The following is a 24,253-nucleotide window of genomic DNA, read 5'->3' as shown; positions in this document are numbered from 1 at the left end:
GACTCCTACCAATCACGCCAGCTACCCGGCACCTTGTAGAGGGACACAAAGTCCTGGTTGTTTTGAATATTACTGAGGGCCTCGGCATCGTAGACGGCGTTATAGGTACCATTGGCGTTGCCGATCTCATGGTTCGAGATCAACGAGCCCCACACAGTCGCGCCACCGGTCATCTTCAAATCGTAATTCGGCAGATTGGAAGGCTGGCTGTCATAGGAAAAGACGATGCCAAATATCTGCATGTTACCGTTCATGACCAGATCGCCATTGCGGATCAGCAGCACCACAGGTTTGGTTCGGCTACCAACTGTTCCCTTAGGGCTACAGCTACCATCAACGATGTAAAAACCAGAGCTGGCTGATGTGAGCGTGTCGCAGTTGGTGAGCAGAGCCTTGGCTCTTTGCTCGAGGGTTAACATACCGGAGGCGTCATCACTGACACCGAACACATATTGCAACAGGTTGTCTGGAAAGTTCGGATCATTGCTGAGTATGTCACTCTCGATTTTCCCTGGTTCACTATAGGGCGAGGAGCTGCAGGTACCATCCGCCCATTCCTGCTGGCCACAGGTGGTACCCGAGCCATTGGTCAGATCGACGGGTTTGTCGGTCCAGATGGATAAGGGAACACCCGGTCCGCCGCCATTGGGGTTGGCGACGACCATATAGTTACCGCCCACAGCCATACCTCCCGCCAGAGTGAGCGGTGCATCGGGAGCGCCGACCACGGTGGGCATAATCACCGTCTGGACGCGAACGGTTGCTTGACCGGCACTACCATCTATCGAATTTCCCTGTGCGGTCAGAGTTAATAATGGCAGCGTTCGGGGGCCTACCTGAATAGTAGAGGTTGCCAGCGTCACGCCGGTTGGCATTGCGGGCAGGGTACCGACACCGGCTGAGGCGATCAGCGCCAATCCTCGTTCCAGACGGGCTTCGGCATTGGCGAGGGCCTCGCGATAGCGCATTTCATTGGCGGCAATCCGTTGTTCTCCGACCAATACCTTGCCGGTCATGATACTGAGCGAGATCACCAGCAGCAGTATGATGAGGGTGATGGTTAGCGCAATAAACCCTTGTTGGCGATTAGTATTGGTCATTGCGCATCCTTACCTGTCGTTGCAAGGTCAGAGACAGGGCCGGTTTTTGTTGGCTCTGTCCAACCATAGAGACGGTGATGGTTCTTTGTCCTGTCGGGACCGAGAAACCGGCGGCGGGGGTAATGGCAAAGGTGACGGATGAGAGTTGTACCTGGCCATCTTGGCTGATGTTGCTCCACCCCTCGTCATCGTTACATTGTGTGGGGGTAGTCAATTGATCGGCGACTGTGGCCCATTGTCTGAATTCGAGACCTAGCGCGGCGCTTTTAAAGCGGTAACCCAGGATCTCATTGGTTCCGGCAATTGCGCCATCATCGTTGGCGTCGTAGCGCAGTAAGATGCAGTCATAGAGCGGTGCTGCGACCGAGATGCGTTGCATATCCTGCCATGTGGTGGTGCTGCTGCCGGCACTGGCCATCAGACTGAACATGGCGGTGCGATCGGTTGGGGCTATGACCGGGTTGCCATTGGCATCGCGGGACAGATTCAGCGAGGCATTGGCAAAATAGCCGGCGCGGCGAATATCCCGCTCCATCACATCGAGCAGACTCTGCATACCTAGATTTAAGGCTGAGAGTTGTACCGAGGTGGCGTTGGCCCGAATAATCGAGACATACAGGGTCGTCGCCGTGCCGACAATAATCAGTCCGGCCACCAGGGCGACCAGCAACTCGACCATTGAGAAACCACGTCCGAGATTCAATCGCATGCTGCTACTCCATTCAACTGCGTACCGCTCGGGGTACAGAGTTGGGCACGTCCAGTGGCCGTGAACCATATCCGCAATTGTTTGCTCTCCAGCGTGAATGAAACCCGATCATCGGCCTGAGTGGGCTGCAGCACACCGCGTCGCGCACCGACCGCTAGACGGTTACTCGTTGTGAGTTCCTGCTGCATGACTACTTGTGGATAGTCGGCGCGATCAGCTCCCCGGATGATGCCGTCGCTGCCGATATCGCAGGTCGCAGAACAGCTATTACAGCTACTGGCGGGTCGATCCGATATCCGCCAGCACCAATCACTATCATCGAAGAAATAGAGTGCCACATTAGGATTGTTGGTTTTTGCCGCCTCGGTGCGTGCCAGTTGCAGATCCGAGGCCAAGGCTTGCCCGACCCCCGCCAGTTGCTGGTTCTGGCGCAGTTCGAGAAAGCTGGGCACACCGATGGCGACCACGATCAGCAAAAGGACGATCACCAGCAGCGCTTCGATCAAGGTAAAACCATCATAAGGGCGCCAGGAAGTCATGGGTGGCCTACTCTTAGGGAAATGGGTGTAACCGTCTTGTTAAAGTGTAGGCTATATTATCCAGCCTCAGAGCGGATGCAATCAGGAGCTTTAGATTATGAGATGTCGCGGGATCACGTTATTGGAGCTGATCATCACGGTGGCCATCATCGCCATACTGGCATCGATTGCCTATCCATCCTTTCAGGCCCATATGCTGAAGAGTCGGCGCGCCGAGGCGCTGGAGCATCTGCTGTCCGCCCAGTTGAAACAGGAAGAGCAGCGAGTCACCAGTGGCAGCTATACCACTGATTTTGCCCTGCTCGGTGGCGCGAGTATCGATCACTATACATTTGCTTCTACCGTAAGCGGAGCCAGCTACACACTGACGGCAACCGCCAAGAGTGGTTCGCCCCAGCTCAAGGACACCGGTTGTACCAGTCTGACGATTAACCAGCAAGATCAAAAAACGCCAGCCAATTGTTGGGGATAACCCTTAGCTCCTTAGCTATAGCTATCCGCTAGAGATTGCAAAAACAGAAAGGCCCACTGGGCCTTTCTGTTTTGATGCGTTCGATGGATGGGGGATTACTCTGGCTTGGCGAGCCATTCGACACGCCAGCGGGCCTCATCGCTCTGGGCCAGCTGTGTGCACAGGCGGGGAAGCAAGGTTGTCAGCTGGCCATCCAGCTGCCAGGGGGCGTTGAGGATCAGCATGCCCGAGCCATTCATGCCCCATTCATCCGGCTGGGCAGCCACTTCCAGCTCGGCGACCAGCACCGAGGGAAAACCGGCATATTTGAATAGTTCCAGCATGCTGCGGCTGCGGTCGGCTTCTTTGCCGAGGATGGGATACCATAGGGCATAGATGCCGGTTGACCATTTCTGCATCGCCTTTTTCAGGGTCTGCAGTACCCGTTGATAATCTTCTTTGAGCTCGTAGGGCGGATCCATCAGCACCAGACCCCGGCGCGGAGTCGGTGGCAGTAAGCCGAGCAATCCTTCGAAGCCGTCACGGTGGTGAATGGCGCTGCGGCTGTCGCTGCCCATATGACGGCGCAGGATCTCGATCTCCTGATTGTGCAGCTCCATCAGCATCAACTTGTCTTGCTCACGCAGCAGATGGCGGGCAATTTCCGGTGACCCTGGATAAAAGCGCAACTCCGACTCATTGAGGGTGGCGATGATGTCCCAGTAGGCGGCCAACTCTGGCCACTGCTGGCGTTCCGGCCACAGACGGGCGATCCCATCCAGATATTCCGCTTTTTTCTGCGGCCATTCGCCACTTAAGTCGTAACAGCCGCCACCGGCATGGGTATCCAGATAGCAGAAGGGTTTCTCCTTGCTCTTGAGCTGTTCGATGATCAGGGTCTCGACGGCGTGCTTGAGGACGTCGGCGTGGTTACCGGCGTGAAAGGCGTGACGATAACTCAGCATGGGGATCCCTCGGATAACGGCGGCAGGGACGTGCCGCCTGCGCTGTGGATGATGGAAGCCTGAGCCAGCAAGAGTGCTATCAGGTCCTGACGTTGGGGTGCGGCAACACCGATAGCTTCAAGATAGTCCGCCAGAGCACAAGCCGGAGTTTGCCTATCCGCCGTGTTGGCCTCTGCCGTGACCGGATAGGCCTCTGGTTGTGTCTCCAGGGTGGCCAGCAGTCGCTGCTGCATCTGTCGCTCCAGGGATAATTCATGGGTCAACAGCCGGGCATAATCGCTGGGCGCCAACTTGGGTTTGAGCGCCCGGCGCAGCAAGCGCCAATCCTGCAATACCGGTAACAGGGGCGCTGCCGCATAAAGCAAGGGTCGGTAGCTGCCTTGCCAGCCACGGGTCTGCAGCAGCGCGAGCAATAGCAGCAGGTTCACTTCGGCGCCGTGCTCGTGCTGGGCCTGCAAGCAGGCGGATTGCACTGCGGGGGCAGCATACAGACTCTGGCTTAACTCCCAGAACTCATTCGCTGTCAGCAAAGGCTTGCTCCCGGGCTTCGAGCTCTTCGCCGAGCGTCATCCATTCCATCTCGACTTCTTCCAGCTGATTCTTCAACGGCCCTTGCTGGGCCAGCAATTGAGTCAGTTTGCTTTTGGCGCCTTCGGTGTAGAGTTCTGGATCGGCCAGCGCCAGCTCTATGGTGGCAAGCTGCTGCTGTAGCTTCTCCATCTGGGCTTCGAGCTTCTCCAGCTTCTGTTTCAGTGGGCGCATCGCCTGACGGAATTCAGCTTCCCGACGCTTCTGATCCTTGCGCGCGGCGGCGGAGTTGGTGCCGCCTTCGTTGCTGCTGTCATTGCTACTCTGGCTCTTCTCCAGCTCCAGCAGCCACTTGTGGTAGTCATCCAGATCGCCATCGAACACCTCCACCCGCTTGTCATGGACCAGATAGAGATCATCGGTGGTGGTGCGCAGCAAGTGTCTGTCGTGGGAGACGATGACCATAGCCCCTTCGAAGCCTTGCAAAGCCATGGTCAGGGCTTCGCGCATCTCCAGATCCAGGTGGTTGGTCGGTTCATCCAGCAGCAACAGATTGGGTTTACCCCAGACCACCAATGCCAGCACCAGGCGGGCTTTTTCGCCACCCGAGAACGGGCCGACCGGATCCAGTGCCTTGTCACCGTGGAAGCCGAAGCCGCCGAGGAAACTGCGGAGCTCCTGTTCGGTTTTCTCCGGGGCCAGACGTGCCAGGTGGGCCAGCGGGGTATCGTCGTTGCGCAGATACTCCAGCTGGTGCTGGGCAAAATAGCCAATCTTCACCCCTCGGGCTAACTCCAGTTTGCCGGACAAGGGCGTCAGCTCACCGGCCAGCAACTTGATGAAGGTAGACTTACCGGCACCATTGCGGCCGAGCAGGCCAATGCGCGAACCGGGCACCAGATTGAGTTTGATCTTCTCCAGGATTAGCTTGTCACCATAACCCGCACTCAAGTTTTCCATCATCATCAGCGGCGTTGGCAGGGCATCCGGCTCGCGGAAACTGAACTGGAACTGGGAGTCGACATGGGCAGGAAGAATGCGCTCCATCCGCTCCATAGCCTTGAGTCGGCTCTGGGCCTGACGAGCTTTGCTCGCCTTGTAGCGGAAGCGGTCGATATAGGACTGCATATGGCTCAGCGCTACTTGCTGTTTCTCGTAGAGTGACTGCTGTTGGGCCAGCAATTCAGCGCGCTGCAGTTCGAAGTCGGAGTAGCCGCCGGTGTATTCGTTGAGCTTGCCATTTTCGATGTGGATGATGCGATTGATCACCCGATCCAGAAAGTCCCGGTCGTGGGAGATCAGGATCAGGGTGCCGCGATAGCTCTTGAGCCAGCCTTCCAGCCAGATCACGGCATCCAGATCCAGGTGGTTAGTCGGTTCATCCAGTAGCAGCAGATCGGAGCGGCAGAGCAGAGCTTGGGCCAGGTTCAGACGCATACGCCAGCCCCCGGAGAAGGCTCGAACCGGTGACTCATGCAGGGTACTGGCAAACCCCAGACCATGCAGCAGGGTTCCGGCCCGGGCGCGGATGCTATAGCCACCGATGGCTTCGAGCTTGCCATGCAGCTCGGCGACCTTGATGCCGTCGCCCTGTTGTTCGGCCAGAGCCAGCTCCGCCTCCAGGGCGCGGTACTCCCGATCTCCGTCCATTACATACTCCAGCGCCGGTTTATCCAGCGCCGGAGTCTCCTGGGCCACGCTCGACATTTGCCAGCCGGAAGGGACCGACAGGGTGCCGTTATCGACCGCAAGCTCCCCCTTGAGCAGGGCAAAGAAGGAGGACTTTCCGCAGCCGTTCTTGCCAACCAGCCCGACCTTATGGCCGGGGAATATGGTGGCTGAGGCGTTGTCCAGCAGCTTGGTATTGCCGCGTAACAGTTCGATTTCACTGGCGATGATCATGGTGCATCTCGTCGTTCAGGCAGGGATGACCTGCGGGCGAAAATTGAGGATCCGCTGCAACCCTCAGGGGCGATAGCGTTGCTGGGCTTGCTGGTATTGTTCCTGCGTACTGAACCCGGCCTTGCGGAAGGCTTGTTCTTCACTCAAGCCTTGCTTGAGATGCTGCAGGGTCTGGTACAACTGCCACTGTTCTTGCCACTCGATGAGGCCGAGACCCAGCTGCTGTTTGAACTGATCCAGGACTTCCCGCGGCGTGAGCCCCTGCGTCTGCTGGCAGGCATTGGCGATCGCTGTCAGGTCGCCGCCTTGTCGCACCGTGGCAAGGGCGCACTGTATCCCTTGGCTAATGGGCTCTGCGGCATGGCTACTGACTTTGAACTCTGGTAACAAATCGGCCAGCAGGCGACTCAAGCGACCGCTATGGCCTTGCCAATCCAGAGGGGTGGCAGCTAATTGCTGTTCCAGTCGTTCCAGCAGGGGCATCAGCAGCGGGTGATGACGCAAAAAACCCGCCGCGCGAGGGCGATCGCCCCGGACCCGGATCGAGAAACGGATTCGGTTGAGCTGACAGCCTTGCCACAGGGTCAGGCCGTGCAGGCAATCGGCAGGCAGCCAGAACAGATCGCCCTGACGTAATACAAATTCGTCGCGGCCAAGACGCATCAGCAGGCTACCGGCGCGCAGGTGAAGCAACTGATCCGAGGGCTGGCGATGACGACCAAGCAATTCGAGTCGGTGGGCCGACTGGGTTTCAAAATGAACTGGATAAGACATGAACGCCAACAGGCCTAAAAACAATGGGCCGGATTATACGCAAAAATGCGGCTACAAGGCAGATTCGCTGTGTTTTTCCTGGTTTTTCGCCGTGGCAGGAGAGTGTTCACTCCGATTTTTTTCCGGTATGCTGGGCGCAACTTTTTTACGCCCCACTGTTGCCGGGGCGCCAACACCGGGAACCTGACATGAAAGTAAGCCATCTGAGCGTTGTTACCCTCGACTATTCCGTTTCTGACGAGTCCGGCGACGTGCTGGACAGCACCGAAGGCCGTGAGCCGCTGGTTTACCTGCATGGCGCAGGTTTTCTGGTTCCGGGTCTGGAAAAAGCCCTGTATGACCGCGAGATCGGCGACAGTTTCGAACTGGATGTCGCGGCTGCGGAAGCCTACGGCGAATACGAGGACGATCTGGTTCAAAGCGTCCCGGGCGAACTGTTTGACGGCATGGAAGTGGCTGAGGGTGACACCTTCGTTGCCGATACCGATGATGGCCACCGTCCGGTGACTGTGGTCGAAGTGACCGAAGACTTTGTCAAGGTTGATGCCAACCACCCGCTGGCGGGTGTGAATCTGCACTTTAGTGTCACAGTGCGCGATGTGCGGGCCGCCACTGCCGAAGAGATTGCCCATGGTCACGTCCATGGTGCCGATGACCATCACCATGGCCACGAAGGTTGCTGCGGTGGTCATGGCCACGCTCACGCTCATGGCGATGATCATGAGTGCTGTGGTGGTCACGGTCATGACCATGATCACGACCATGCCGAAAAGGCGGATGGTTGCTGTGGCGGCGGTGGTTGCGGTCGTCATTAATCCGCAGCAGCTTGCTGGACATAGAAAAATGCCCTCATCATGAGGGCATTTTTTATGGTTTTGAACCAGAGGCGGCGTGGCGAGATTATGCCGCGATAAACTGCCGAATGCTGGCCTCGATCCCTGCGGCATCCAGACCCAGCAGTTGCAGGATCTCAGCCTGGGTACCCTGTTCGATAAAGCGATCTGGCAAGCCCAGATTCAGCACGGGTTTGTACAGGCGCAGTCGCTGCAAGGCTTCATTGACCGCCGAACCGGCACCACCGATGAGTGAGCCTTCCTCCAGCGTCACCAGCGTCTGGTGACTGGTCGCCAGCTCTGCCAGCAAGGCTTCATCCAGTGGTTTGACAAAACGCATATCCACTAGCGTGGCGTCCAGTGCCTCGGCAACCGGCTTGGCCTGCTGCAGCAGAGTGCCGAAGGCCAGAATGGCAATCTCTTTGCCTTGACGCAGCAGACGTCCGCGGCCGATGGGAAGTGACAGCATGGCAATGCGCGGTGTGATTCCGGATCCGATCCCGCGGGGATAACGCACGGCCGCCGGTGTTCCCAGCTGAAAACCTGTGTACAGCATCTGCCGACATTCGTCTTCATCCGATGGTGTCATGATGGTCAGGTTGGGGATGGTACGCATGAAGCTGATATCGAATGCCCCCTGATGAGTCGGGCCATCGGCCCCGACGATCCCGGCGCGGTCGATGGCAAATAGCACCGGTAGATTCTGCAGCGCCACATCGTGGATCAACTGATCGTAGGCGCGTTGCAGGAAGCTGGAGTAGATGGCGACAACCGGCTTCAAGCCTTCGATGGCCATGCCAGCCGCCAGGGTGACGGCGTGTTGCTCGGCAATGGCGACATCAAAATAGCGGTCCGGGTATTGCTGGGAGAATTCGACCATACCGGAGCCTTCCCGCATGGCCGGAGTGATGCCGATCAGCTTCTCGTCTTGCGCTGCCATGTCGCACAGCCACTGCCCGAAGATGGCCGAGAAGCCGGGTTTGCCGCCGCTGCTCTTGGGCAGGCAGTCATCGTCCGGATTGAACTTGGGTACACCGTGGTAGCCGATAGGATCTTTCTCGGCGGGCTCGTAGCCCTTGCCCTTCTTGGTCATCACATGCAGCAACTGGGGACCCTTGAGTTGGCGCATGTTCTTCAGGGTACTGATCAGGGCGTTGACATCATGGCCATCGATGGGGCCGATATAGTTGAAACCGAACTCCTCGAACAGGGTGCCCGGGATCACCATCCCCTTGAGGTGTTCTTCGGCCCGACGTGCAAGCTCTTTGACTGGCGGCAGGCCGGAAAGCACCTTCTTGCCCCCCTCGCGGATGGTGGTGTAGAGCTGACCGGAGAGCCAGCGAGCCAGATGATTGTTCAGGGCACCGACATTTTCGGAGATGGACATCTCATTGTCGTTGAGGATCACCAGCAGGTCTTCATGCAGATCACCGGCGTGATTGAGTGCCTCAAATGCCATACCGGCGGTCAGGGCGCCATCCCCGATGATGGCCACGGCCTTGCGGCCCAGACCTTCTTTCTTGGCGGCGATCGCCATGCCCAGTGCGGCACCGATGGAGGTGCTGGAGTGCCCGACGCTGAGAGTGTCGTACTCGCTCTCTTCCCGCCAAGGGAAAGGATGCAGGCCATCTTTCTGGCGGATGGTCTGCATCTGCTCCCGGCGTCCGGTCAGGATCTTGTGCGGGTAAGCCTGGTGACCCACATCCCAGACCAGACGATCGTGCGGGGTCTGGTAAACATAATGCAGGGCCACGGTCAGTTCGACGACACCGAGGCCTGATGCCAGGTGACCGCTGCTGCGGCTCACCGAACGCAGCAAGTATTGCCGCAATTCATCGCACAGGTCGGTCAGACGCTCCTGCGGCAGTTGCCGCAGTTCATCCGGAGTGTTGGCTTGGGCCAGGAGCGGATAATGACTAATATCGAGACTCATCAAATACTTCTATAGGCGATCAGTAGGCTCGTTCGACAATATAATCGGCGAAGGCGCGCAGGATGTGGGTATTGTAGGGCAATGGCGCAATCGCCGCTAATGCCTGACGGTGCAGGTCGCGGGCCAGCTCACGGGCCGCCTCAAGACCCAGCAGGGCCGGATAGGTACTCTTGGCCAGTGCGACATCGGATCCTTGCGGTTTGCCCAGGGTTGCCGTGTCACTGGTGATATCCAGAATATCATCCTGAACCTGGAAGGCCAGACCGATAGCCGCGGCATATTGCTGCAAGGCGGCGAGTTGATCCGGCTGGATCTGGTGATGACACAAGGCTCCCAGTGTCACGGCGCATTCAATCAGCGCCCCGGTCTTGTGGCGATGGATTTGCTCCAGAGCCGTCAGGTCGACCTGACGCCCCTCGGCTGCCAAATCCAGCGCCTGGCCGCCACACATGCCGGCATAGCCGGAGGCGCGGGCCAATTGACTCAGCATCTGGATCTGGTTTTTGGCCAGCACATCAGGGAGCGGGTGATCGGCCAGAATGCTGAATGCCAGGGTTTGCAAAGCATCCCCGGCCAAAATGGCCGTCGCTTCATCAAACGCCTTGTGCACGGTCGGATGGCCACGGCGCAGGTCATCATCGTCCATGGCGGGCAAATCATCATGGATCAGCGAATAGGCGTGAATGCATTCGATAGCCGCCGCCGGACCGTCCAGCAGCTCATCAGAAACCCCGAGCAGATTGCCGGTGGCATAGACCAGAAATGGGCGCACCCGCTTGCCGCCCAGCAACAGGCCGTGGCGCATGGCGGCCTTGAGATGTGGCGCGACATCGGTGAGCTCATCGATATGGCGTTGCAGCAGCGCATCAATCCGCTGGCGATACTGCTGGGAGAAGGCTTCCAGGCTCACGTCTTATTCTCCTTGCTGCGGCTCGAAGGGGACGAGCTCGCTCTGCTCCTGCTCGCTGAGCAGGATTTGGACTTTCTGTTCAGCCTGACTCAGCTTGAGCTGACCGGCCCGAACCAGCTGAATGCCCCGTTCGAATTGTTTGAGGGCGTCTTCCAATGGCAATTCACCCTGTTCCATCTGCTGCACTATGCCTTCCAGCTCATCCAGAGTGGCATCAAAACTCAGGGTATCAATTCGTTTGCCGGCCATGACGCTATCCTCGGACGTGGGGGTGATAAACCGGCGCCATCTTACCATCGTTCCGGAAACAGTGGCAGCCACCATATATGGGGCCGGCAGAGTCTGGTACATGGTTTTTTGTGAGAAAGGCCACGGAAGTTTTGGGGGTTGCCGCAAGCTTGGTTATAATTCCGCCCCCCACTGCATCGTACGGTTTCTCGACCCGGGCTTCAGGCCTGTGGTCGGCGTGTGTTGCGGCTGGCCTGTTGCGGCTATCTTGCCTGGATGAGCGAGATAGCCATGTTGTCGGAATTATTCGACTCGTTGCGGTTAACAAGAGCGTGGTCCATGAAATTTATCATCAAGCTGTTCCCCGAAATCACCATCAAGAGCAAGTCCGTGCGTCAGCGCATGATCAAGGTGTTGCAGGGGAATATCCGCAATGTGTTGCGGCGTGTCGAACCCTCGGTACGAGTCCGCATGGATTGGGACAAGCTGGTGGTGAGTTGTGACAATGACGCCCCGGGCATGCGGGATAAACTGGTGGAAATCCTGCGTTGCACACCGGGTATCCAGTGTTTCCTCGAAGTGCAGGAGTTCCGTTTCAGCTCGGTTCACGACATCTATGAGCGCACCGCAGCGCTGTATGGTGACCAGTTGGCCGGTAAAACCTTCTGCGTCCGCGTCAAGCGGCATGGCCAGCATGAGTTCACCTCCATCGAGGTCGAGCGCTATGTGGGCGGTGGTCTCAACCAGAATCATGCTACCGGTGGCGTGCGGCTGAAAAATCCGGATCTGCAGATCAATCTGGAGATTGAAGATGACAAGCTCTACCTGATTACCGAAATTCATCCAGGGTTGGGCGGATATCCGCTCTCGACCCAGGAAGACGTGCTGAGCCTGATTTCTGGCGGATTTGACTCCGGCGTCGCCTCTTATCAATTCATCAAGCGTGGCTGCCGGGTGCACTATTGCTTCTTCAATCTGGGCGGTGCCGCCCATGAGGTGGGGGTGAAGCAGGTTTCCTACTACCTGTGGAACAAGTACAGCGCCTCGCACAAGGTGAAGTTCCTGGCCGTCCCCTTCGAGCCGATCGTGGCCGAAATTCTGGAGAAGGTGGATAACAGCCTGATGGGGGTGATCCTCAAGCGGATGATGATGCGCGTAGCCTCCCGTCTGGCCGAGGATTTAGGCATAGAGGCGCTGGTTACCGGCGAGAGTCTGGGTCAGGTTTCCAGTCAGACGCTGACCAACCTCTCGGTCATCGACCGCGTCACCGAGACGCTGATCCTGCGTCCGCTGATCGTCAGCGACAAGCAGGATATCATCGATGAAGCCCGCCGGATTGGCACCCTGGAATTTGCCGAAACCATGCCGGAGTACTGTGGTGTCATCTCCAACAAGCCCACGGTCAAGGCGCGTTTTGATAAGGTGCTGGCGGAAGAGGCCAAGTTTGATTTCGGTATTCTGGATCAGGTGATCGCCCAGACTCGTTGGATGGATATCCGCGCCATTGCCGAAGAGGCCCAGGCCCAGGTGCAAGAGGTCGAAACGGTGCAGGATTTGGCGGCCGATGAGGTGATTCTGGATATCCGCTCCCCGGATGAGCATGACGAGCGTCCGTTTGAGGTACCGGGTCACGAGCTGTTGCATATTCCCTTCTACAAACTAGCGACTCAGTTTGGCGACCTGGATCAGGGTAAGACCTATCTGTTGTATTGCGAGAAGGGTGTGATGAGCAAGTTGCAAGCGCTCTATCTCAAGGAGAAGGGCTTTAGCAACGTCAAGGTATACCGCAAGGCGTGACCCGGTCACCCGGAAAAAAGGGGCTCTTTGAGCCCCTTTTTTTTATGCTTCGGTGCAGGGATAACTCCGCAAGGCCTCCGGGGAATGGTGCACGATTCGATATTTCGATTCATTTGAAAACAGCTTCTGAGTGAAACCTATGGAAACGGACTCGAAAGGAGGGCGCTCAAATAGTGCTCAATTGGCTATATTTGTCGATTTCGTGACGCAGATCGCCTTGACGGGGTGCATGGCAGGAGGGGTTTGGCGTGATGCGTGTCACATAAAAGTGCTGATTTAACGCCTTCATTACAATTCACAGGCTTGAATTCGTGATCTGGATCTCTGCTCTGTCGGGGCTAACCCTGCGGTATGGTGACCCAGATCGCAAAAAAAACCCGTTATCGGCAACGTTTTCAGGAGAGTGGTACATTCAAGGTGCACGAAGTTCAGGAGTTCCAGGTTCGGCAAAACTTGGGCTCCCCACCACTCAACCATTCAACAAAGCTTCAAACGGGGTGTTGTTATGCTATCACCAGATACCAAGGTCAAGATACAGAATTTTGGCCGCTTCCTGTCCAACATGGTCATGCCCAATATAGGGGCGTTTATCGCCTGGGGCTTTCTGACCGCCTTATTTATTCCGACCGGTTGGTTGCCCAATGAGACACTGGCCAAGATGGTCGGCCCTATGATTACCTACCTGCTGCCACTGTTGATCGGCTATACCGGCGGTAAGCTGGTTGGTGGTGAACGGGGCGGTATCGTCGGCGCCGTGACCACCATGGGGGTGATCGTCGGGACCGATATTCCCATGTTCATGGGTGCCATGATGGTTGGCCCCCTGGGCGGCTGGGTGATCAAGCGTTTTGACCGGGTGATTGATGGCAAGGTCAAAAGCGGTTTTGAAATGCTGGTTAACAATTTCTCGGCCGGTATTATCGGCATGTTGCTGGCAATACTCTCCTTTTACCTCATAGGTCCCTTTGTCAAACTGCTCTCCGGCATGCTGGCTGGTGGTGTGGCCGTACTGGTGGAAAATCACCTGCTGCCATTGACCTCGATCTTTGTCGAACCGGCAAAGATCCTGTTCCTGAATAACGCCATCAACCACGGCATCTTCTCGCCACTGGGGATCCAGCAGGCGACCGAGCATGGCAAGTCGATTTTCTTCCTGATCGAAGCCAACCCGGGTCCTGGGTTCGGTATCCTGCTGGCTTACATGGTGTTTGGGCGTGGTAATGCCAAACAATCCGCTGCCGGTGCCTCCATCATCCATTTCCTGGGCGGGATCCACGAGATTTACTTCCCGTATGTTCTGATGAACCCGCGCCTGATCCTGGCGGTGATTGCCGGTGGTATGACCGGGGTCTTCACCCTGACGCTGTTTGATGCCGGTCTGGTTTCACCGGCCTCTCCGGGCTCCATCTTTGCTGTATTGCTGATGACGCCAAAAGATTCTTTGCTGGGTGTTCTGGCCGCTATCCTGGCCGCTACGACAGTTTCTTTCCTGGTGGCGGCGCTGTTCTTGCGTGTGCAACAACCGAGCTCCCAACATGAGGATGATCTGGATGGCGCCACCCGCAAGATGAAAGCGATGAAGGCGGGCAGCAAGGGTGCTGTTCCGGCTGCGGCCAAATCTTCTGCGACCACTTCCGTTACCTCGGGCCCGATGAACTATCAGGGGATCGAACGCATCGTGGTGGCCTGTGATGCCGGTATGGGATCCAGTGCCATGGGCGCCAGCCTGCTGCGCAAAAAAGTGCAAGAGGCCGGTCTGCCCATCAAGGTGACCAACCTGGCGATCAATAATCTGGACGAGAGTGCCGATCTGGTGATTACCCACCGGGACTTGACCGAGCGGGCCCGTCGCCATGCGCCTCACGCCCGCCATATTTCCCTGGATAATTTTCTGGATAATGGGCTCTATCAGGGGCTCATCAGTAGCCTCAAGGCGGCCAATGACGATCAGTATCAGCAGACGCTATCCATTGCCGCCAATGACGATGACTACCAGGCGACCACGACGCCGCTGTTCACTCTGAGCGCCGACAATATTCGCCTGGGCTTGCAGGCCAAGGACAAAGAAACCGCGATCCGGGTGGCGGGCGAGATGCTGGTCAAGGGCGGCTATGTCGAGCCGGAATATATTACCGCCATGCTGCAACGGGAGCAGTTGGTGTCTACCTATCTGGGAGAGTCGATCGCCGTTCCCCACGGCACCATTGAAGCAAAAGACAAGGTCAAGCGTACCGGTGTGGTGATCTGTCAATACCCGGCTGGCGTGCAGTTCGGCGCGGATAAGGATGATGTTGCCCGCCTGGTCATCGGCATCGCGGCCCGCAATGACGAGCACATTCAGGTGATTACCAACCTGACCAATGCGCTGGATGATCCCTCGTTGATCGAGCAACTGGCGACAACCCGGGATCCGCAGTTTGTGCTGGATCTGCTGAGTGGCCATCGCGCCGCCTGATTACAGGGGTGTGGTGCCCCGGGTGCCACACCCGTCACTCTCTTTGCTTCAAGGAATCTAGATATGAAAGCCCTGCATTTTGGTGCCGGAAACATTGGTCGCGGTTTTATCGGTAAGTTGCTGGCGGAGTCGGAGGCGGAACTGACCTTCGCCGATGCCAATACCGAGCTGGTGGATCAGCTCAACCACTCTCAACAATATAAGGTGCATGTGGTCGGCAGCCAGCACCAGATTGATGTGGTCAGCCGCATCGTGGCGGTCAACGCCAATAGCGGCGAGGTGATTGATCGGATCCGCCAGGCGGATCTCATCACCACCGCCGTAGGTCCCATGATCCTGGACAAGATCGCGGCGACCTTGGCCAGCGGTCTGCAGCTGCGTTTTGACGATGGTAATCTGACCCCGCTGAACATTATTGCTTGTGAAAACATGGTGCGTGGTACCTCCCACCTCAAGAGCGCAGTACTGGCGCGTCTGCCGGAGGTCTACCACGAGCGATTGGAGCAGTGTGTCGGCTTTGTCGATTCGGCAGTGGATCGGATTGTGCCTCCTGCCGCGGCGGCGAACGATGATCCGCTGGAGGTTACAGTTGAAAGTTTTAGTGAGTGGATCGTCGATCAAACCCAGTTTAAGGGACAAGTCCCGGCGGTGACGGGCATGGAGCTGACTGGCAATCTGATTGCCTTCGTCGAGCGCAAGCTGTTTACCCTGAATACCGGCCACTGCATCACCGCCTATCTCGGTGCCTTGGCGGGTTACCGCACCATTCGGGAGGCGATTGCCGATGCGGTCATTCAGGAGAAGGTGCGCCGCGCCATGCAGCAAAGTGGTGAAGTACTGGTCCGTCGTTATGGCTTTGATCGTCAGCTGCATCATGCCTATATCGAGAAGATCCTCGGCCGTTTTGCCAATCCCTATCTGGTGGACGAGATCGATCGGGTCGGACGCCAGCCCCTACGCAAACTGGGTGCCGATGATCGGCTGATCAAACCCTTGCTGGGGGCTCTGGAATACGGTCTGGAGCATGATGCCTTGCTGGAAGGGATCGCTGCTGCGCTGTGCTATCGCAACGACACAGATCCGCAAGCGGTTGAGCTACAACAGATGATCCAGAATGAAGGTGTTGCCAGTACACTGGTGCGAGTAACCGGACTGGGCCTGCATGAGCCGCAGATCCTGCAGATTGTGCGCCTGTATCAGGATATGAAAAATCGATGAAATAAAGCGTGGGCCGGAATAGCCCGAATCGGATGGCGGCTGGTATGGCAACCGCCGCCATCATCACTGGTCTTCCCGAATAAAATAACAATCTATGACTTATGTAACCCAAGAAGATGAACTCTTCGAACGCCTGGCTCCGGCGGATAACCCGCGAGGATTTTTTCTCGAAGTGGTTGCGGTGATCGAAGAAGGCGCCGACCACCTGTTACGCAGTGCGTTTCGGCAGGAGGAGTTTGCGGTCAAATATGCGATTGAACCGCTGTTGAATCGACAAGGGCCTCTTTCCGAGTTGACCGTTCGCCTGAAATTGATGTTGGCGTTGGGCATGTTTTCTCTGGAGACCTACCAGGATCTGGAGCTCTGTATCAAATTACGGGACTGGTTGAGCGACGATATTCGCAATTACCGCTTCAGTGATGAGGCGCTGTTTACCCGTCTCAAACGTCTGCATTGTTTGCAGAGTCTGGGGATCCCCGAACTACCGACTCTGGCCGCCGACGATGACAAGCTGTTATACCAGATGCAACTGGATCGGCAGGATCAGGTGATTCGCTCGGCGCTGCTGTTGAGCATTGCCACCATAGTACAAGAGTTGGGAAAAGAGAGTCCTATCTGAGTAAGATGTTGGCCTGAACCAGCTGCTGGCGATGGAGTCGGCACCGAACCGTGTCTCCACCGCCTCGATACCAGGTATTGCCTATTTCAACAACATGCCTGCTGCCACCTTGTCGGCGATGGTGTCCCCTTCGAGAGCCCGCACCGCAGCCAAGGCAAAGGCCATGCTGGTGCCAGGTCCCTGGCTGGTAATCAGCCGCTCGGCCTCATCCACCACAACCGCCTGGGCGATGAAGCCGCTGGCGGGTAATTGTCCTTCGGTGCCCGGATAGCCGGTGACCTTGGCCGGGCCAATCAGATCATGGTGTGCTAGCACGACCGCTGGCGAGGCACAAATCGCCGCCCGCCAGCCACCGCGCGCCCGTTGCTCCTTGAGCATACGGATGAGCAGGGGATTGTCGCGCAGGTATTCAGCGCCAGGCAGACCACCAGGCAGCAGGATGAGATCAAAGGGCTGATCGGCAACCGACTCCAGCAGCACATCGGCGACCAACTTGACGCCGCGGGAGGCGGTGATCTGCAAACGCCCCTGGGGACAGATGGACGCTGCCGTGACCTGGACGCCACCGCGAACGAGCGTATCTATGCTGGCAACGGCTTCCAGCTCTTCACAGCCGGGGGCCAATATCACTAACGCGTGATGGGACATAATGACTCCTTGGCCGTATCGGCCCTGTCAGATGGAAAAATTTGAGATACCCGCAGCGGCAGGGCTTCGATGGCTGATGGCATCATACAACTGCTGGTGTAACGGCATGTGCAAGCCCAGCGGTTGAGCCTCGCGCAAGATAAAGCCGGTGATATAGTCGATTTCGGTCGGGCGTCCGGCGGCTAAGTCCTGCTGCATGGAAGAGTAGTTTGACGCTGTGGCTGTGGCGACGTCCATCACCCGGGCGACCCAGGCTTCCTCGGGCAGGTTGAACCCTTCACGCAACAACAGGGGCATCAGCTCATGACAGAGCGCTTCCACCTCTTCCTGACGGGTGAGCAGAGAGCCATTGGTTTCGCCGCTCAATGCTGTCAGCGGATTGATGATGGCGTTGATGACCAACTTCTCCCATTGCTTCATGCGGATCTCATCACTCCAGGCTGCATGGGGCAGAGCTTGTGCCAGCACATCCACCACACCGCGCCAGGCGTTCCCTGCGGCATTGCCAGCTCCGAACCAGGTTTCACCACGGCCAGTATGACGAAACTCTTCGGCGCTCAGACGCAAGGCGCCATTACTGGTGATGCCGATCAGCAGCGGATTAGCAGGGAAGGCGCGCTTGACCCAGGCCTCGGTGCCCATGCCGTTATGCAACAGTAGTATCGGTGTGGCCTCCGGCAATTGGCCGATGAGAGGCTCCATCGCAACCTGCACCTGGTACACCTTGGTGGTAACCAGAAGCAGGCTGATGTTGGCGGCATCTTTGGTTTGCAAGAAATCGGGGGTGAATTCATGACGCTGGCCTTCCAGATCCCACCAGCTCAGCAGCAAGGGGTGTTTTACCTCTTTGGGCACCTGCTGGGGAGGAAAGGTACGCAACAGGCTGACCTGATGTCCGGCTTGTGCCAGTAATCCGGCCATGACGCCTCCCAGTGCTCCGCAGCCGAGCAGGGTCCAGTGCTTCATCTTCCTTCTCCCGTGATTGTCATCGCCAATCGGCTTCGCACGCACGTATCGGCGAAGTCATCCTCTTCCATATTAGGCATAGAATCGGTACGGTCCCACTGTTTCGGCTGCCCCCGATGCTACTCGGTGGGGGGACGGCCTGGCGCCGGATCCTTGCGGTCAGGAATTATGGTTCCGAATGGTGTCCTTTGCAGGATTCTAACAGAGAGACCCATTCAGTGTTGTGCTTTTTTCTGATAGATTACGGGACTTTATATGAACACAGGAACCTATCATGCCCTCTTTTGACATCGTCTCTGAAGTAGCCATGAACGAGGTGCAGAATGCGGTGGAGAATGCCAATCGCGAGCTGCAGACCCGTTTCGATTTTCGTGGTGTGGAAGCCTCATTCGAATTGAATAAAGAGGTGATTAAACTGGCTGCGGATGCTGATTTCCAGCTCAAGCAGATGGTTGAAATTCTGCGTGATAAAATGATCAAACGTAATATTGATGCCAGTTGTCTGGATATTGGCGAGCCGGAACATTCAGGTCGTCGCTATTTCCTGGAAGTCACGATTAAGGAAGGCATTGAAAGCGACATGGCCAAGAAGCTGGTCAAGCTGATCAAGGACTCCAAGATCAAGGTCCAGGCTGCCATTCAGGGCGATGAAGTTCGGGTCACCGGTAAGAAGCGGGATGACTTGCAAGAGGTGATGGCGCTGGTTCGTGGTGCCGACCTGGGACAACCCTTCCAGTTCACCAACTTCCGCGATTAAGCCCCCGGCTGGGTGCCTGAAATAAAAAAACCGGAGCATCTGCTCCGGTTTTTTGTTATCACCACGGGGCGATTAGAACTTGTAGGTCACATCGAAGTAGTGACCGAAGCCGGTGGTCTTCAGGCCATAAACGCCGTTTTGCAGACCATAGACATCGTTGAAGTACTTCAGACCATAACCAACAGCGTAGCGGTCGGAATGCCAGTAGATACCGTGGAAGAAGCCGGTACCGTCAGCGGAGGTGTCCTTGGCGCCAAACATGTAGTCCAGGTAACCTTGATAGGCGACGAAACTACCGTTGGAGAAGGAGTAGAACGGCTTGAACCAGTTCATGGAGTACTGATAGCCATTCCAGCCAGTGGTAGCACCTTCCTGAACATGACGGGCATACAGGTTCATGCCGACTTTACCGAACCAAGGTACTTGCACATCGCTACCCAGACCGATAAAGGATTCGAACAGACCATCCGGACCGCCGATACTGTTCAGGTTGGCGATATACAGCTCCTGAACCGGGCCGAAGGAGAGATCCTTGCCGGTCAGGGCATCCAGTGACAGGCGCGGTGCAAACTTCATGTACAGGTTGTCGCCTTGATGCTTGTCATCGTGACGGTTGTTAAACACGTCGAAGACGTCAACGTAACCGTACAGATCAAACAGACCAGAACGACCACCAAACTCCATTTCCATATAGGTGTCGTCATAGCCACCCTTGGATTCGGTGTAGGGCAGTTGATCGATGGTGTGCATCAGGTTGAACTGCATCCACTTGTAATCATTCTTGTGGATGTTGCCGTCGCTGTAATCGGCGGCGAACGCCGGGGTCGCCATGGCAGCAGCCACAGTGATCGCCAGCAGGGTAGCGTTGAATTTGGCCATTTTGTTTCTCTCGTCTCGTAACGTTCTTGTTGGATTCCGTAGCGCTCATTTTTATTGAACCGAAAGCGCGTCGGCATTTTATTGTGCGCCACCTCTCATGAGAAGCCGTAGCCCCGGAAAATCGTTGGCGAACCGTGCGATTTTTGCATTTTTTTCCAGCATAACGAGAGGAAAGCCGAAAAGTGGCTATTAAATAAACGTTTTCGTCCACACTTCGTTGTGCCGCTACGGCGCGCCGAGAACCGTGGAGCTCGCCAGGAATTGTCATGTGGAGCACACCCGTGCAGCCGAGCCGTGTCTGCGGGGATTCTCCGGGACTCGAGTTGGCACAACATGAGGGCTTGCGGTATGGTAAGCCACTCTTTCCACCGTCAATTTGAATGTTCCCATGAGTGATAAATCCTGGGCAGAGCTTCTGTTCTCCCGCCGCATGCTGATCTGTGTCTTCACCGGTTTTAGCTCTGGTTTGCCTCTGTATCTGCTCATCAATCTGGTCCCTGCCTGGTTGAAGAGCGAAGGGGTGGATATCAAGACCATCGGCTTTTTTGCCTTGATCCAGTTTCCCTATACGTGGAAGTTCATCTGGTCACCGCTGATTGACCGCTTTCCGGTACTGGGAATGGGACGGCGGCGCGGCTGGATGCTGGTCACCCAGTTGGGCTTGCTGCTGGCCATTGCCGGTTTTGGTTGTTTCACTCCCCAGCTGGATACCTGGAGCATCGCCTATCTGGCGCTCGGGGTGGCGTTCTTCAGTGCCAGCCAAGATATAGTGCTGGATGCGTTTCGCCGGGAAATTCTCGATGATGAGGTGCTGGGTCTGGGAAATGCGGTGCATGTCAACGCCTATCGCATCGCCGGGCTGGTTCCGGGCTCGCTGTCGCTGATCCTGGCGGATCATTTGCCTTGGTCCCAGGTTTTCCTGATCACGGCCCTGTTTATGCTGCCGGGATTGCTGCTGACGATGTGGGTCCGTGAACCCCAGCTGGCTCGGGTTCCTAAAACTTTGCGTGAGGCGGTGGTTGAACCCTTCCATGAATTTATCAGTCGTCAGGGCTGGCGTAGCGCCTTGCTGATCCTGGCCTTTATCTTCTTCTACAAGCTGGGTGACAGTATGGCCACGGCGCTGGCCACACCGTTTTATATGGAGATGGGCTTCTCCAAGACCGAGATTGGCATCATCGCGAAAAATGTCGGCCTCTGGGCTAGTGTCATCGGTGGGCTGCTCGGTGGCTTATGGATGATCAAATTGGGCATCAACCGCGCCCTGTGGTTGTTCGGGGTGGTGCAATTGGTATCGATCCTGGGTTTTGTCTGGTTGACCGGTGCAGGTCCGGATCCGGTAGCTTTAGGGCTGGTGATTGGCTTTGAGGCGTTGGGGGTTGGATTGGGGACTGCCGCGTTTACGGCTTTCATCGCCCGGACTACGGATCCTCGCTATACCGCGACCCAATTTGCACTGTTTACTTCGCTGGCGGCGGTGCCGCGCACCTTCTTCAATGCCAGTACCGGCTATCTGGTGGCCGAGTTTGGCTGGAGTGGTTTTTTCTGGATCTGCACCGCATTGGCAGTTCCCGGGATGCTGTTGCTACTCAAGGTCGCGCCGTGGCGTGAAGATCTGCCTCAGACTTGATGTGGTTGCCGATATAAAAAAACCGCCAGAGATGGCGGTTTTTTGTCTGAGCCCTTGGCCTGTGGATTATTTCTTCAGGCTGACGTGCTTGATAAAGATTGGCTCAACCGGCACATCGCTAGCCCCGAGTTTCCCTTCATCCCCGGTTGGTTGCTGGGCAATTTTATCCAGCACCTCCATCCCCTGGGTCACATGACCAAACACCGTATAGCCATCGCTCATGCCTGCATCCAGTGACAGGTTGTCCTGCAGGTTGAAGTAGAACTGGCGGGTCGCGCTGTCCGGATCCTGGGTGCGGGCCATGGCGATAGTGCCGCGCTGGTTGGAGAGGCCATTGCGGGCCTCGTTGATGACTGGTGCCTTGGTCGCCAGCATCTGGAAGTTGGCATCATAGCCGCCGCCTTGCGCCACAAATCCCGGGATCACCCGATGAAACAGCGACCCATCGTAGCTGCCATCCTGCACATAGCTCAGGAAGTTGGCCACTGACTTGGGGGCCTTGGCGGCATCCAGCTCGATGGTCAAAGTGCCATAACTGGTTTCCATCAATACGATGGGATTGTGTGCTGCCGGATGAGCCGGTGCCGGGGTTTTGGTTGCAGCACAGGCCAGAGCCGGGAGCAGCAACAGGGTCAGTAACCAGTGTTTCATCAGTAGCTACTTCCCTTGATGTAGTTGCGCAGTTGGCTGTCTTGCAGCATTTCGTTGAGCAAGGAGGAGATGTGTTCGTTCAGCTGCAGTTCGATATCGCCGATATCTGGCTGAGTTGCACTCTCTTTCATCGCCGACTTGCGATACTCCTTGGTGATGGAAGCGCCATTGCGTTCAGCCTTCAGCTTGATTTTCAGGCTGACCCGGCTCTTGTAGACCAGACCGGGCTTGGTGATTTCTGATTGCATCTCATCGACGATCAGCGTCAGGTGGGTGTCGCCTTGTGCGGAGATCTGGGCGCCTTGGGCGGCTAGCCCTTTACCCAGGCGGTCGGCCATTACGGCACCCGGGGTGATGTTGTTCGGGATCAGAACTTCCGGATCCTTCTTGATTTTGATCTTGATGATCTGGCTACCCAGGCGGGTGTCCTGATTGTCGATGGCAATGGTATTGCCGCTGTAGATGTTATCCGGCTGATCATTGATTTGCGGGTTCAGACTGGCACTTTCCGGCCACGTGGTGGCGCAGCCACCGAGAGTCAGAGCGAGCAGGACAAACAGTATGCTTTTCATGTGAACTCCTAAGATTTGGTTGCGCGTAAAATAACAAACTTTTGGTTAGAGGCAATACAGTCGACCTTGCCAAATAAACGTTGCAGCTTGATGTGATAACCCAGATGACGGTTACCGACAATCCATAGCTCGCCGCCGGAAACCAGGCAACGCTCGGCATCCCGGAACATCTGCCAGGCTAGAAGGTCCGTGATGGTTTGTTGCTGATGAAATGGTGGATTGCACAACACGGCCTGCAAGGAGCCCGTGGCGACTTGTTCCAGGCTATTGCCCAGCAAAAATTCGCAGCGAGCCAGATCGGCCGGACGATTGCTCTCGACATTCAACCGGCTGGAGGCGATGGCCATATGGGATTCGTCGAGAAACAGCAGCCGGGCATCCGGATTATTCATCAGGGCTCTCAAGCCGATCACGCCGTTACCACAACCCAGATCGGCAATGGTGCCACTCAATTCGCAGGGCAGATGAGCCATAAAGAAGCGAGCGCCGATATCCAGACTGCCACGGGAGAAGACGTTGGCATGGTTATGAATGCGATAGCCGCTGTCATCCAGTTCCCATACTGTGGGGTAGGGATTGGCCAAGGCCGGGCGCTCCGTCACTTGGGTGTGGATCAGTCGGGATTTTTTCCAGGCTAACGAGGTCTTGGTGGGCCCCAGGATCTGTTCAAACAGTGCCAGGGTGGAGTTATGGATTTCCCGCGTCTTGCCCGCAGCCAGGATCCGTGTTTGCGGGGTCACCACCTGGCGCAAAGCCAGCAACTGCTGCTCCAGCAGTGCCAGCGTTTTGGGGATCTTGATCACCGCCAGCGCCGGGGCGGCAGGTAGCGGGTCGAGGGAGCCTAATAGTGTGATTGACTCAGCGGCCAGCCCGTTGGCCTGCAGATTGCGGCGCGTCGCTTCCTGGCTCAGGAAGGAGTCGCTGATACTGATGGGGTGGCAATGATGCAGGGCACAGCTCAAGGCACCAAAGCCGTCGTTGAAGATCAGCACCGGCGTCGAGGGTGAGTCGCCGAGCCAGGGCGCCAGCTCCTGGAGCAGATATTCATCAGCGGCTTCCCAGGCTTGCAGGTTGGCATCCTGGCTGACCGGATAGCGCTCCAGTCTCAGGTGTCTCCCGGCCAATTCAACTTGGTTCATGACTCACTCATTACAGACAGAATGGAATAACGGGCGCTATTCTACCTGCT

24 protein-coding genes are annotated in these 24,253 nt (G+C 56.8%); 8 read left to right on the top strand and 16 right to left on the bottom strand.

What is annotated here, in order from left to right:
- Window positions 1-5: 5 nt before the first annotated feature.
- Genes ACZYUB_RS01550 through ACZYUB_RS01540 form a run of 3 tightly spaced genes read right to left on the bottom strand, consistent with a single transcriptional unit; the run spans window position 6 to window position 2,348 of the window.
- Window positions 6-1,100, bottom strand: a complete 1,095-nt coding sequence (locus ACZYUB_RS01550; RefSeq protein WP_463944960.1) for a PilX N-terminal domain-containing pilus assembly protein — start codon at window positions 1,098-1,100, stop codon at window positions 6-8.
- Window positions 1,087-1,809 (bottom strand): prepilin-type N-terminal cleavage/methylation domain-containing protein, encoded by a 723-nt coding sequence (locus tag ACZYUB_RS01545; RefSeq protein WP_463944958.1) that lies wholly within the window; start codon window positions 1,807-1,809, stop codon window positions 1,087-1,089. The genes ACZYUB_RS01550 and ACZYUB_RS01545 overlap by 14 nt, the downstream gene beginning before the upstream one ends.
- On the bottom strand, window positions 1,800-2,348 hold the full coding sequence (locus ACZYUB_RS01540; RefSeq protein WP_463944956.1) for a pilus assembly FimT family protein: 549 nt from the start codon (window positions 2,346-2,348) through the stop codon (window positions 1,800-1,802). The genes ACZYUB_RS01545 and ACZYUB_RS01540 overlap by 10 nt, the downstream gene beginning before the upstream one ends.
- Before the next feature lie 97 nt (window positions 2,349-2,445).
- Between ACZYUB_RS01540 and ACZYUB_RS01535 the strand changes: the two genes are divergently transcribed.
- The gene (locus tag ACZYUB_RS01535) at window positions 2,446-2,820 is read left to right on the top strand and encodes a type IV pilin protein (protein ID WP_463944954.1); all 375 of its coding nucleotides are present in this window, start codon (window positions 2,446-2,448) and stop codon (window positions 2,818-2,820) included.
- 95 nt (window positions 2,821-2,915) lie between these two features.
- Here the strand turns inward: ACZYUB_RS01535 and ACZYUB_RS01530 are convergent, their stop codons facing one another.
- The 4 genes from ACZYUB_RS01530 to ACZYUB_RS01515 form a co-directional block, all read right to left on the bottom strand.
- On the bottom strand, window positions 2,916-3,764 hold the full coding sequence (locus ACZYUB_RS01530; protein ID WP_463944953.1) for a 23S rRNA (adenine(2030)-N(6))-methyltransferase RlmJ: 849 nt from the start codon (window positions 3,762-3,764) through the stop codon (window positions 2,916-2,918).
- Window positions 3,758-4,294: a DUF2390 domain-containing protein gene (locus tag ACZYUB_RS01525; RefSeq protein WP_463944952.1), complete on the bottom strand. Its 537-nt coding sequence runs from the start codon at window positions 4,292-4,294 to the stop codon at window positions 3,758-3,760. The genes ACZYUB_RS01530 and ACZYUB_RS01525 overlap by 7 nt, the downstream gene beginning before the upstream one ends.
- Window positions 4,278-6,194: an ABC transporter ATP-binding protein gene (locus ACZYUB_RS01520; RefSeq protein WP_463944951.1), complete on the bottom strand. Its 1,917-nt coding sequence runs from the start codon at window positions 6,192-6,194 to the stop codon at window positions 4,278-4,280. The genes ACZYUB_RS01525 and ACZYUB_RS01520 overlap by 17 nt, the downstream gene beginning before the upstream one ends.
- Before the next feature lie 63 nt (window positions 6,195-6,257).
- The gene (locus tag ACZYUB_RS01515) at window positions 6,258-6,968 is read right to left on the bottom strand and encodes an AraC family ligand binding domain-containing protein (protein WP_463944949.1); all 711 of its coding nucleotides are present in this window, start codon (window positions 6,966-6,968) and stop codon (window positions 6,258-6,260) included.
- A gap of 188 nt (window positions 6,969-7,156) precedes the next feature.
- On the opposite strand from ACZYUB_RS01515, the gene slyD reads away from it, so the two are divergent.
- Window positions 7,157-7,783 (top strand): peptidylprolyl isomerase, encoded by a 627-nt coding sequence (gene slyD / locus ACZYUB_RS01510; protein WP_463944948.1) that lies wholly within the window; start codon window positions 7,157-7,159, stop codon window positions 7,781-7,783.
- A gap of 85 nt (window positions 7,784-7,868) precedes the next feature.
- Here the strand turns inward: slyD and dxs are convergent, their stop codons facing one another.
- Genes dxs through xseB form a run of 3 tightly spaced genes read right to left on the bottom strand, consistent with a single transcriptional unit; the run spans window position 7,869 to window position 10,893 of the window.
- Window positions 7,869-9,734 (bottom strand): 1-deoxy-D-xylulose-5-phosphate synthase, encoded by a 1,866-nt coding sequence (dxs, locus tag ACZYUB_RS01505; RefSeq protein ID WP_463944947.1) that lies wholly within the window; start codon window positions 9,732-9,734, stop codon window positions 7,869-7,871.
- A gap of 19 nt (window positions 9,735-9,753) precedes the next feature.
- A complete protein-coding gene (gene ispA / locus ACZYUB_RS01500) occupies window positions 9,754-10,644 on the bottom strand; it encodes a (2E,6E)-farnesyl diphosphate synthase (RefSeq protein WP_463944945.1) in 891 nt (296 codons plus the stop codon).
- Between the two features lie 3 nt (window positions 10,645-10,647).
- On the bottom strand, window positions 10,648-10,893 hold the full coding sequence (xseB, locus tag ACZYUB_RS01495) for an exodeoxyribonuclease VII small subunit (RefSeq protein ID WP_463944944.1): 246 nt from the start codon (window positions 10,891-10,893) through the stop codon (window positions 10,648-10,650).
- Window positions 10,894-11,211: 318 nt separating this feature from the next.
- Between xseB and thiI the strand changes: the two genes are divergently transcribed.
- From thiI to ACZYUB_RS01475, 4 genes are all read left to right on the top strand, one after another.
- Window positions 11,212-12,669: a tRNA uracil 4-sulfurtransferase ThiI gene (gene thiI / locus ACZYUB_RS01490; RefSeq protein WP_463944943.1), complete on the top strand. Its 1,458-nt coding sequence runs from the start codon at window positions 11,212-11,214 to the stop codon at window positions 12,667-12,669.
- Window positions 12,670-13,174: 505 nt separating this feature from the next.
- Window positions 13,175-15,124 (top strand): PTS mannitol transporter subunit IICBA, encoded by a 1,950-nt coding sequence (locus ACZYUB_RS01485; RefSeq protein WP_463944942.1) that lies wholly within the window; start codon window positions 13,175-13,177, stop codon window positions 15,122-15,124.
- Window positions 15,125-15,187: 63 nt separating this feature from the next.
- Window positions 15,188-16,342: a mannitol-1-phosphate 5-dehydrogenase gene (locus tag ACZYUB_RS01480; protein WP_463944940.1), complete on the top strand. Its 1,155-nt coding sequence runs from the start codon at window positions 15,188-15,190 to the stop codon at window positions 16,340-16,342.
- Between the two features lie 94 nt (window positions 16,343-16,436).
- Window positions 16,437-16,961: an MltR family transcriptional regulator gene (locus tag ACZYUB_RS01475; protein WP_463944939.1), complete on the top strand. Its 525-nt coding sequence runs from the start codon at window positions 16,437-16,439 to the stop codon at window positions 16,959-16,961.
- A gap of 81 nt (window positions 16,962-17,042) precedes the next feature.
- Here ACZYUB_RS01475 and ACZYUB_RS01470 read toward each other — a convergent pair whose 3' ends face one another.
- Together ACZYUB_RS01470 and ACZYUB_RS01465 are read right to left on the bottom strand one after the other, a co-directional pair.
- Entirely contained in the window at window positions 17,043-17,609 is a 567-nt protein-coding gene (locus ACZYUB_RS01470) for a DJ-1 family glyoxalase III (protein ID WP_463944938.1), read from the bottom strand.
- 27 nt (window positions 17,610-17,636) lie between these two features.
- The gene (locus ACZYUB_RS01465) at window positions 17,637-18,575 is read right to left on the bottom strand and encodes a ketopantoate reductase family protein (RefSeq protein ID WP_463944937.1); all 939 of its coding nucleotides are present in this window, start codon (window positions 18,573-18,575) and stop codon (window positions 17,637-17,639) included.
- 274 nt (window positions 18,576-18,849) lie between these two features.
- Between ACZYUB_RS01465 and ACZYUB_RS01460 the strand changes: the two genes are divergently transcribed.
- Complete coding sequence (locus tag ACZYUB_RS01460) at window positions 18,850-19,332, top strand: YajQ family cyclic di-GMP-binding protein (RefSeq protein WP_463944936.1); 483 nt, start codon at window positions 18,850-18,852, stop codon at window positions 19,330-19,332.
- 72 nt (window positions 19,333-19,404) lie between these two features.
- On the opposite strand, the gene ACZYUB_RS01455 is transcribed toward ACZYUB_RS01460, so the two are convergent.
- On the bottom strand, window positions 19,405-20,211 hold the full coding sequence (locus ACZYUB_RS01455) for a nucleoside-specific channel-forming Tsx family protein (RefSeq protein WP_463944934.1): 807 nt from the start codon (window positions 20,209-20,211) through the stop codon (window positions 19,405-19,407).
- A gap of 388 nt (window positions 20,212-20,599) precedes the next feature.
- Between ACZYUB_RS01455 and ACZYUB_RS01450 the strand changes: the two genes are divergently transcribed.
- Complete coding sequence (locus ACZYUB_RS01450; RefSeq protein WP_463944932.1) at window positions 20,600-21,841, top strand: AmpG family muropeptide MFS transporter; 1,242 nt, start codon at window positions 20,600-20,602, stop codon at window positions 21,839-21,841.
- A 66-nt stretch (window positions 21,842-21,907) separates the two neighbouring features.
- Here ACZYUB_RS01450 and ACZYUB_RS01445 read toward each other — a convergent pair whose 3' ends face one another.
- From ACZYUB_RS01445 to rlmG, 3 genes are read right to left on the bottom strand one after another with little or no spacing between them, the layout of a single operon-like run.
- A complete protein-coding gene (locus ACZYUB_RS01445) occupies window positions 21,908-22,495 on the bottom strand; it encodes a peptidylprolyl isomerase (RefSeq protein ID WP_463945070.1) in 588 nt (195 codons plus the stop codon).
- A complete protein-coding gene (locus tag ACZYUB_RS01440) occupies window positions 22,492-23,064 on the bottom strand; it encodes a YajG family lipoprotein (protein WP_463944931.1) in 573 nt (190 codons plus the stop codon). Before ACZYUB_RS01440 ends, ACZYUB_RS01445 begins: the two co-directional genes overlap by 4 nt.
- Window positions 23,065-23,072: 8 nt before the next feature.
- A complete protein-coding gene (gene rlmG / locus ACZYUB_RS01435; protein WP_463944930.1) occupies window positions 23,073-24,203 on the bottom strand; it encodes a 23S rRNA (guanine(1835)-N(2))-methyltransferase RlmG in 1,131 nt (376 codons plus the stop codon).
- Window positions 24,204-24,253: the final 50 nt, after the last annotated feature.

The sequence above is a fragment of the Pseudaeromonas sp. HNCC25DJ182 genome, from assembly GCF_055413365.1.
This window is presented reverse-complemented; position numbering and strand designations above follow the sequence as displayed.

Coding starts and splice junctions, on each gene's coding strand:
- dxs (WP_463944947.1), bottom strand. CDS start 9,734: ATGAGTCTCGATATTAGTCATTATCCGCTCCTGGCCCAAGCCAACACT.
- ACZYUB_RS01545 (WP_463944958.1), bottom strand. CDS start 1,809: ATGCGATTGAATCTCGGACGTGGTTTCTCAATGGTCGAGTTGCTGGTC.
- rlmG (WP_463944930.1), bottom strand. CDS start 24,203: ATGAACCAAGTTGAATTGGCCGGGAGACACCTGAGACTGGAGCGCTAT.
- ACZYUB_RS01535 (WP_463944954.1), top strand. CDS start 2,446: ATGAGATGTCGCGGGATCACGTTATTGGAGCTGATCATCACGGTGGCC.
- thiI (WP_463944943.1), top strand. CDS start 11,212: ATGAAATTTATCATCAAGCTGTTCCCCGAAATCACCATCAAGAGCAAG.
- ACZYUB_RS01540 (WP_463944956.1), bottom strand. CDS start 2,348: ATGACTTCCTGGCGCCCTTATGATGGTTTTACCTTGATCGAAGCGCTG.
- ACZYUB_RS01465 (WP_463944937.1), bottom strand. CDS start 18,575: ATGAAGCACTGGACCCTGCTCGGCTGCGGAGCACTGGGAGGCGTCATG.
- ACZYUB_RS01470 (WP_463944938.1), bottom strand. CDS start 17,609: ATGTCCCATCACGCGTTAGTGATATTGGCCCCCGGCTGTGAAGAGCTG.
- ACZYUB_RS01440 (WP_463944931.1), bottom strand. CDS start 23,064: ATGAAAAGCATACTGTTTGTCCTGCTCGCTCTGACTCTCGGTGGCTGC.
- ACZYUB_RS01485 (WP_463944942.1), top strand. CDS start 13,175: ATGCTATCACCAGATACCAAGGTCAAGATACAGAATTTTGGCCGCTTC.
- ACZYUB_RS01520 (WP_463944951.1), bottom strand. CDS start 6,194: ATGATCATCGCCAGTGAAATCGAACTGTTACGCGGCAATACCAAGCTG.
- ACZYUB_RS01550 (WP_463944960.1), bottom strand. CDS start 1,100: ATGACCAATACTAATCGCCAACAAGGGTTTATTGCGCTAACCATCACC.
- ACZYUB_RS01530 (WP_463944953.1), bottom strand. CDS start 3,764: ATGCTGAGTTATCGTCACGCCTTTCACGCCGGTAACCACGCCGACGTC.
- ACZYUB_RS01460 (WP_463944936.1), top strand. CDS start 18,850: ATGCCCTCTTTTGACATCGTCTCTGAAGTAGCCATGAACGAGGTGCAG.
- ACZYUB_RS01480 (WP_463944940.1), top strand. CDS start 15,188: ATGAAAGCCCTGCATTTTGGTGCCGGAAACATTGGTCGCGGTTTTATC.
- ACZYUB_RS01450 (WP_463944932.1), top strand. CDS start 20,600: ATGAGTGATAAATCCTGGGCAGAGCTTCTGTTCTCCCGCCGCATGCTG.
- xseB (WP_463944944.1), bottom strand. CDS start 10,893: ATGGCCGGCAAACGAATTGATACCCTGAGTTTTGATGCCACTCTGGAT.
- ACZYUB_RS01515 (WP_463944949.1), bottom strand. CDS start 6,968: ATGTCTTATCCAGTTCATTTTGAAACCCAGTCGGCCCACCGACTCGAA.
- ACZYUB_RS01475 (WP_463944939.1), top strand. CDS start 16,437: ATGACTTATGTAACCCAAGAAGATGAACTCTTCGAACGCCTGGCTCCG.
- ACZYUB_RS01455 (WP_463944934.1), bottom strand. CDS start 20,211: ATGGCCAAATTCAACGCTACCCTGCTGGCGATCACTGTGGCTGCTGCC.
- slyD (WP_463944948.1), top strand. CDS start 7,157: ATGAAAGTAAGCCATCTGAGCGTTGTTACCCTCGACTATTCCGTTTCT.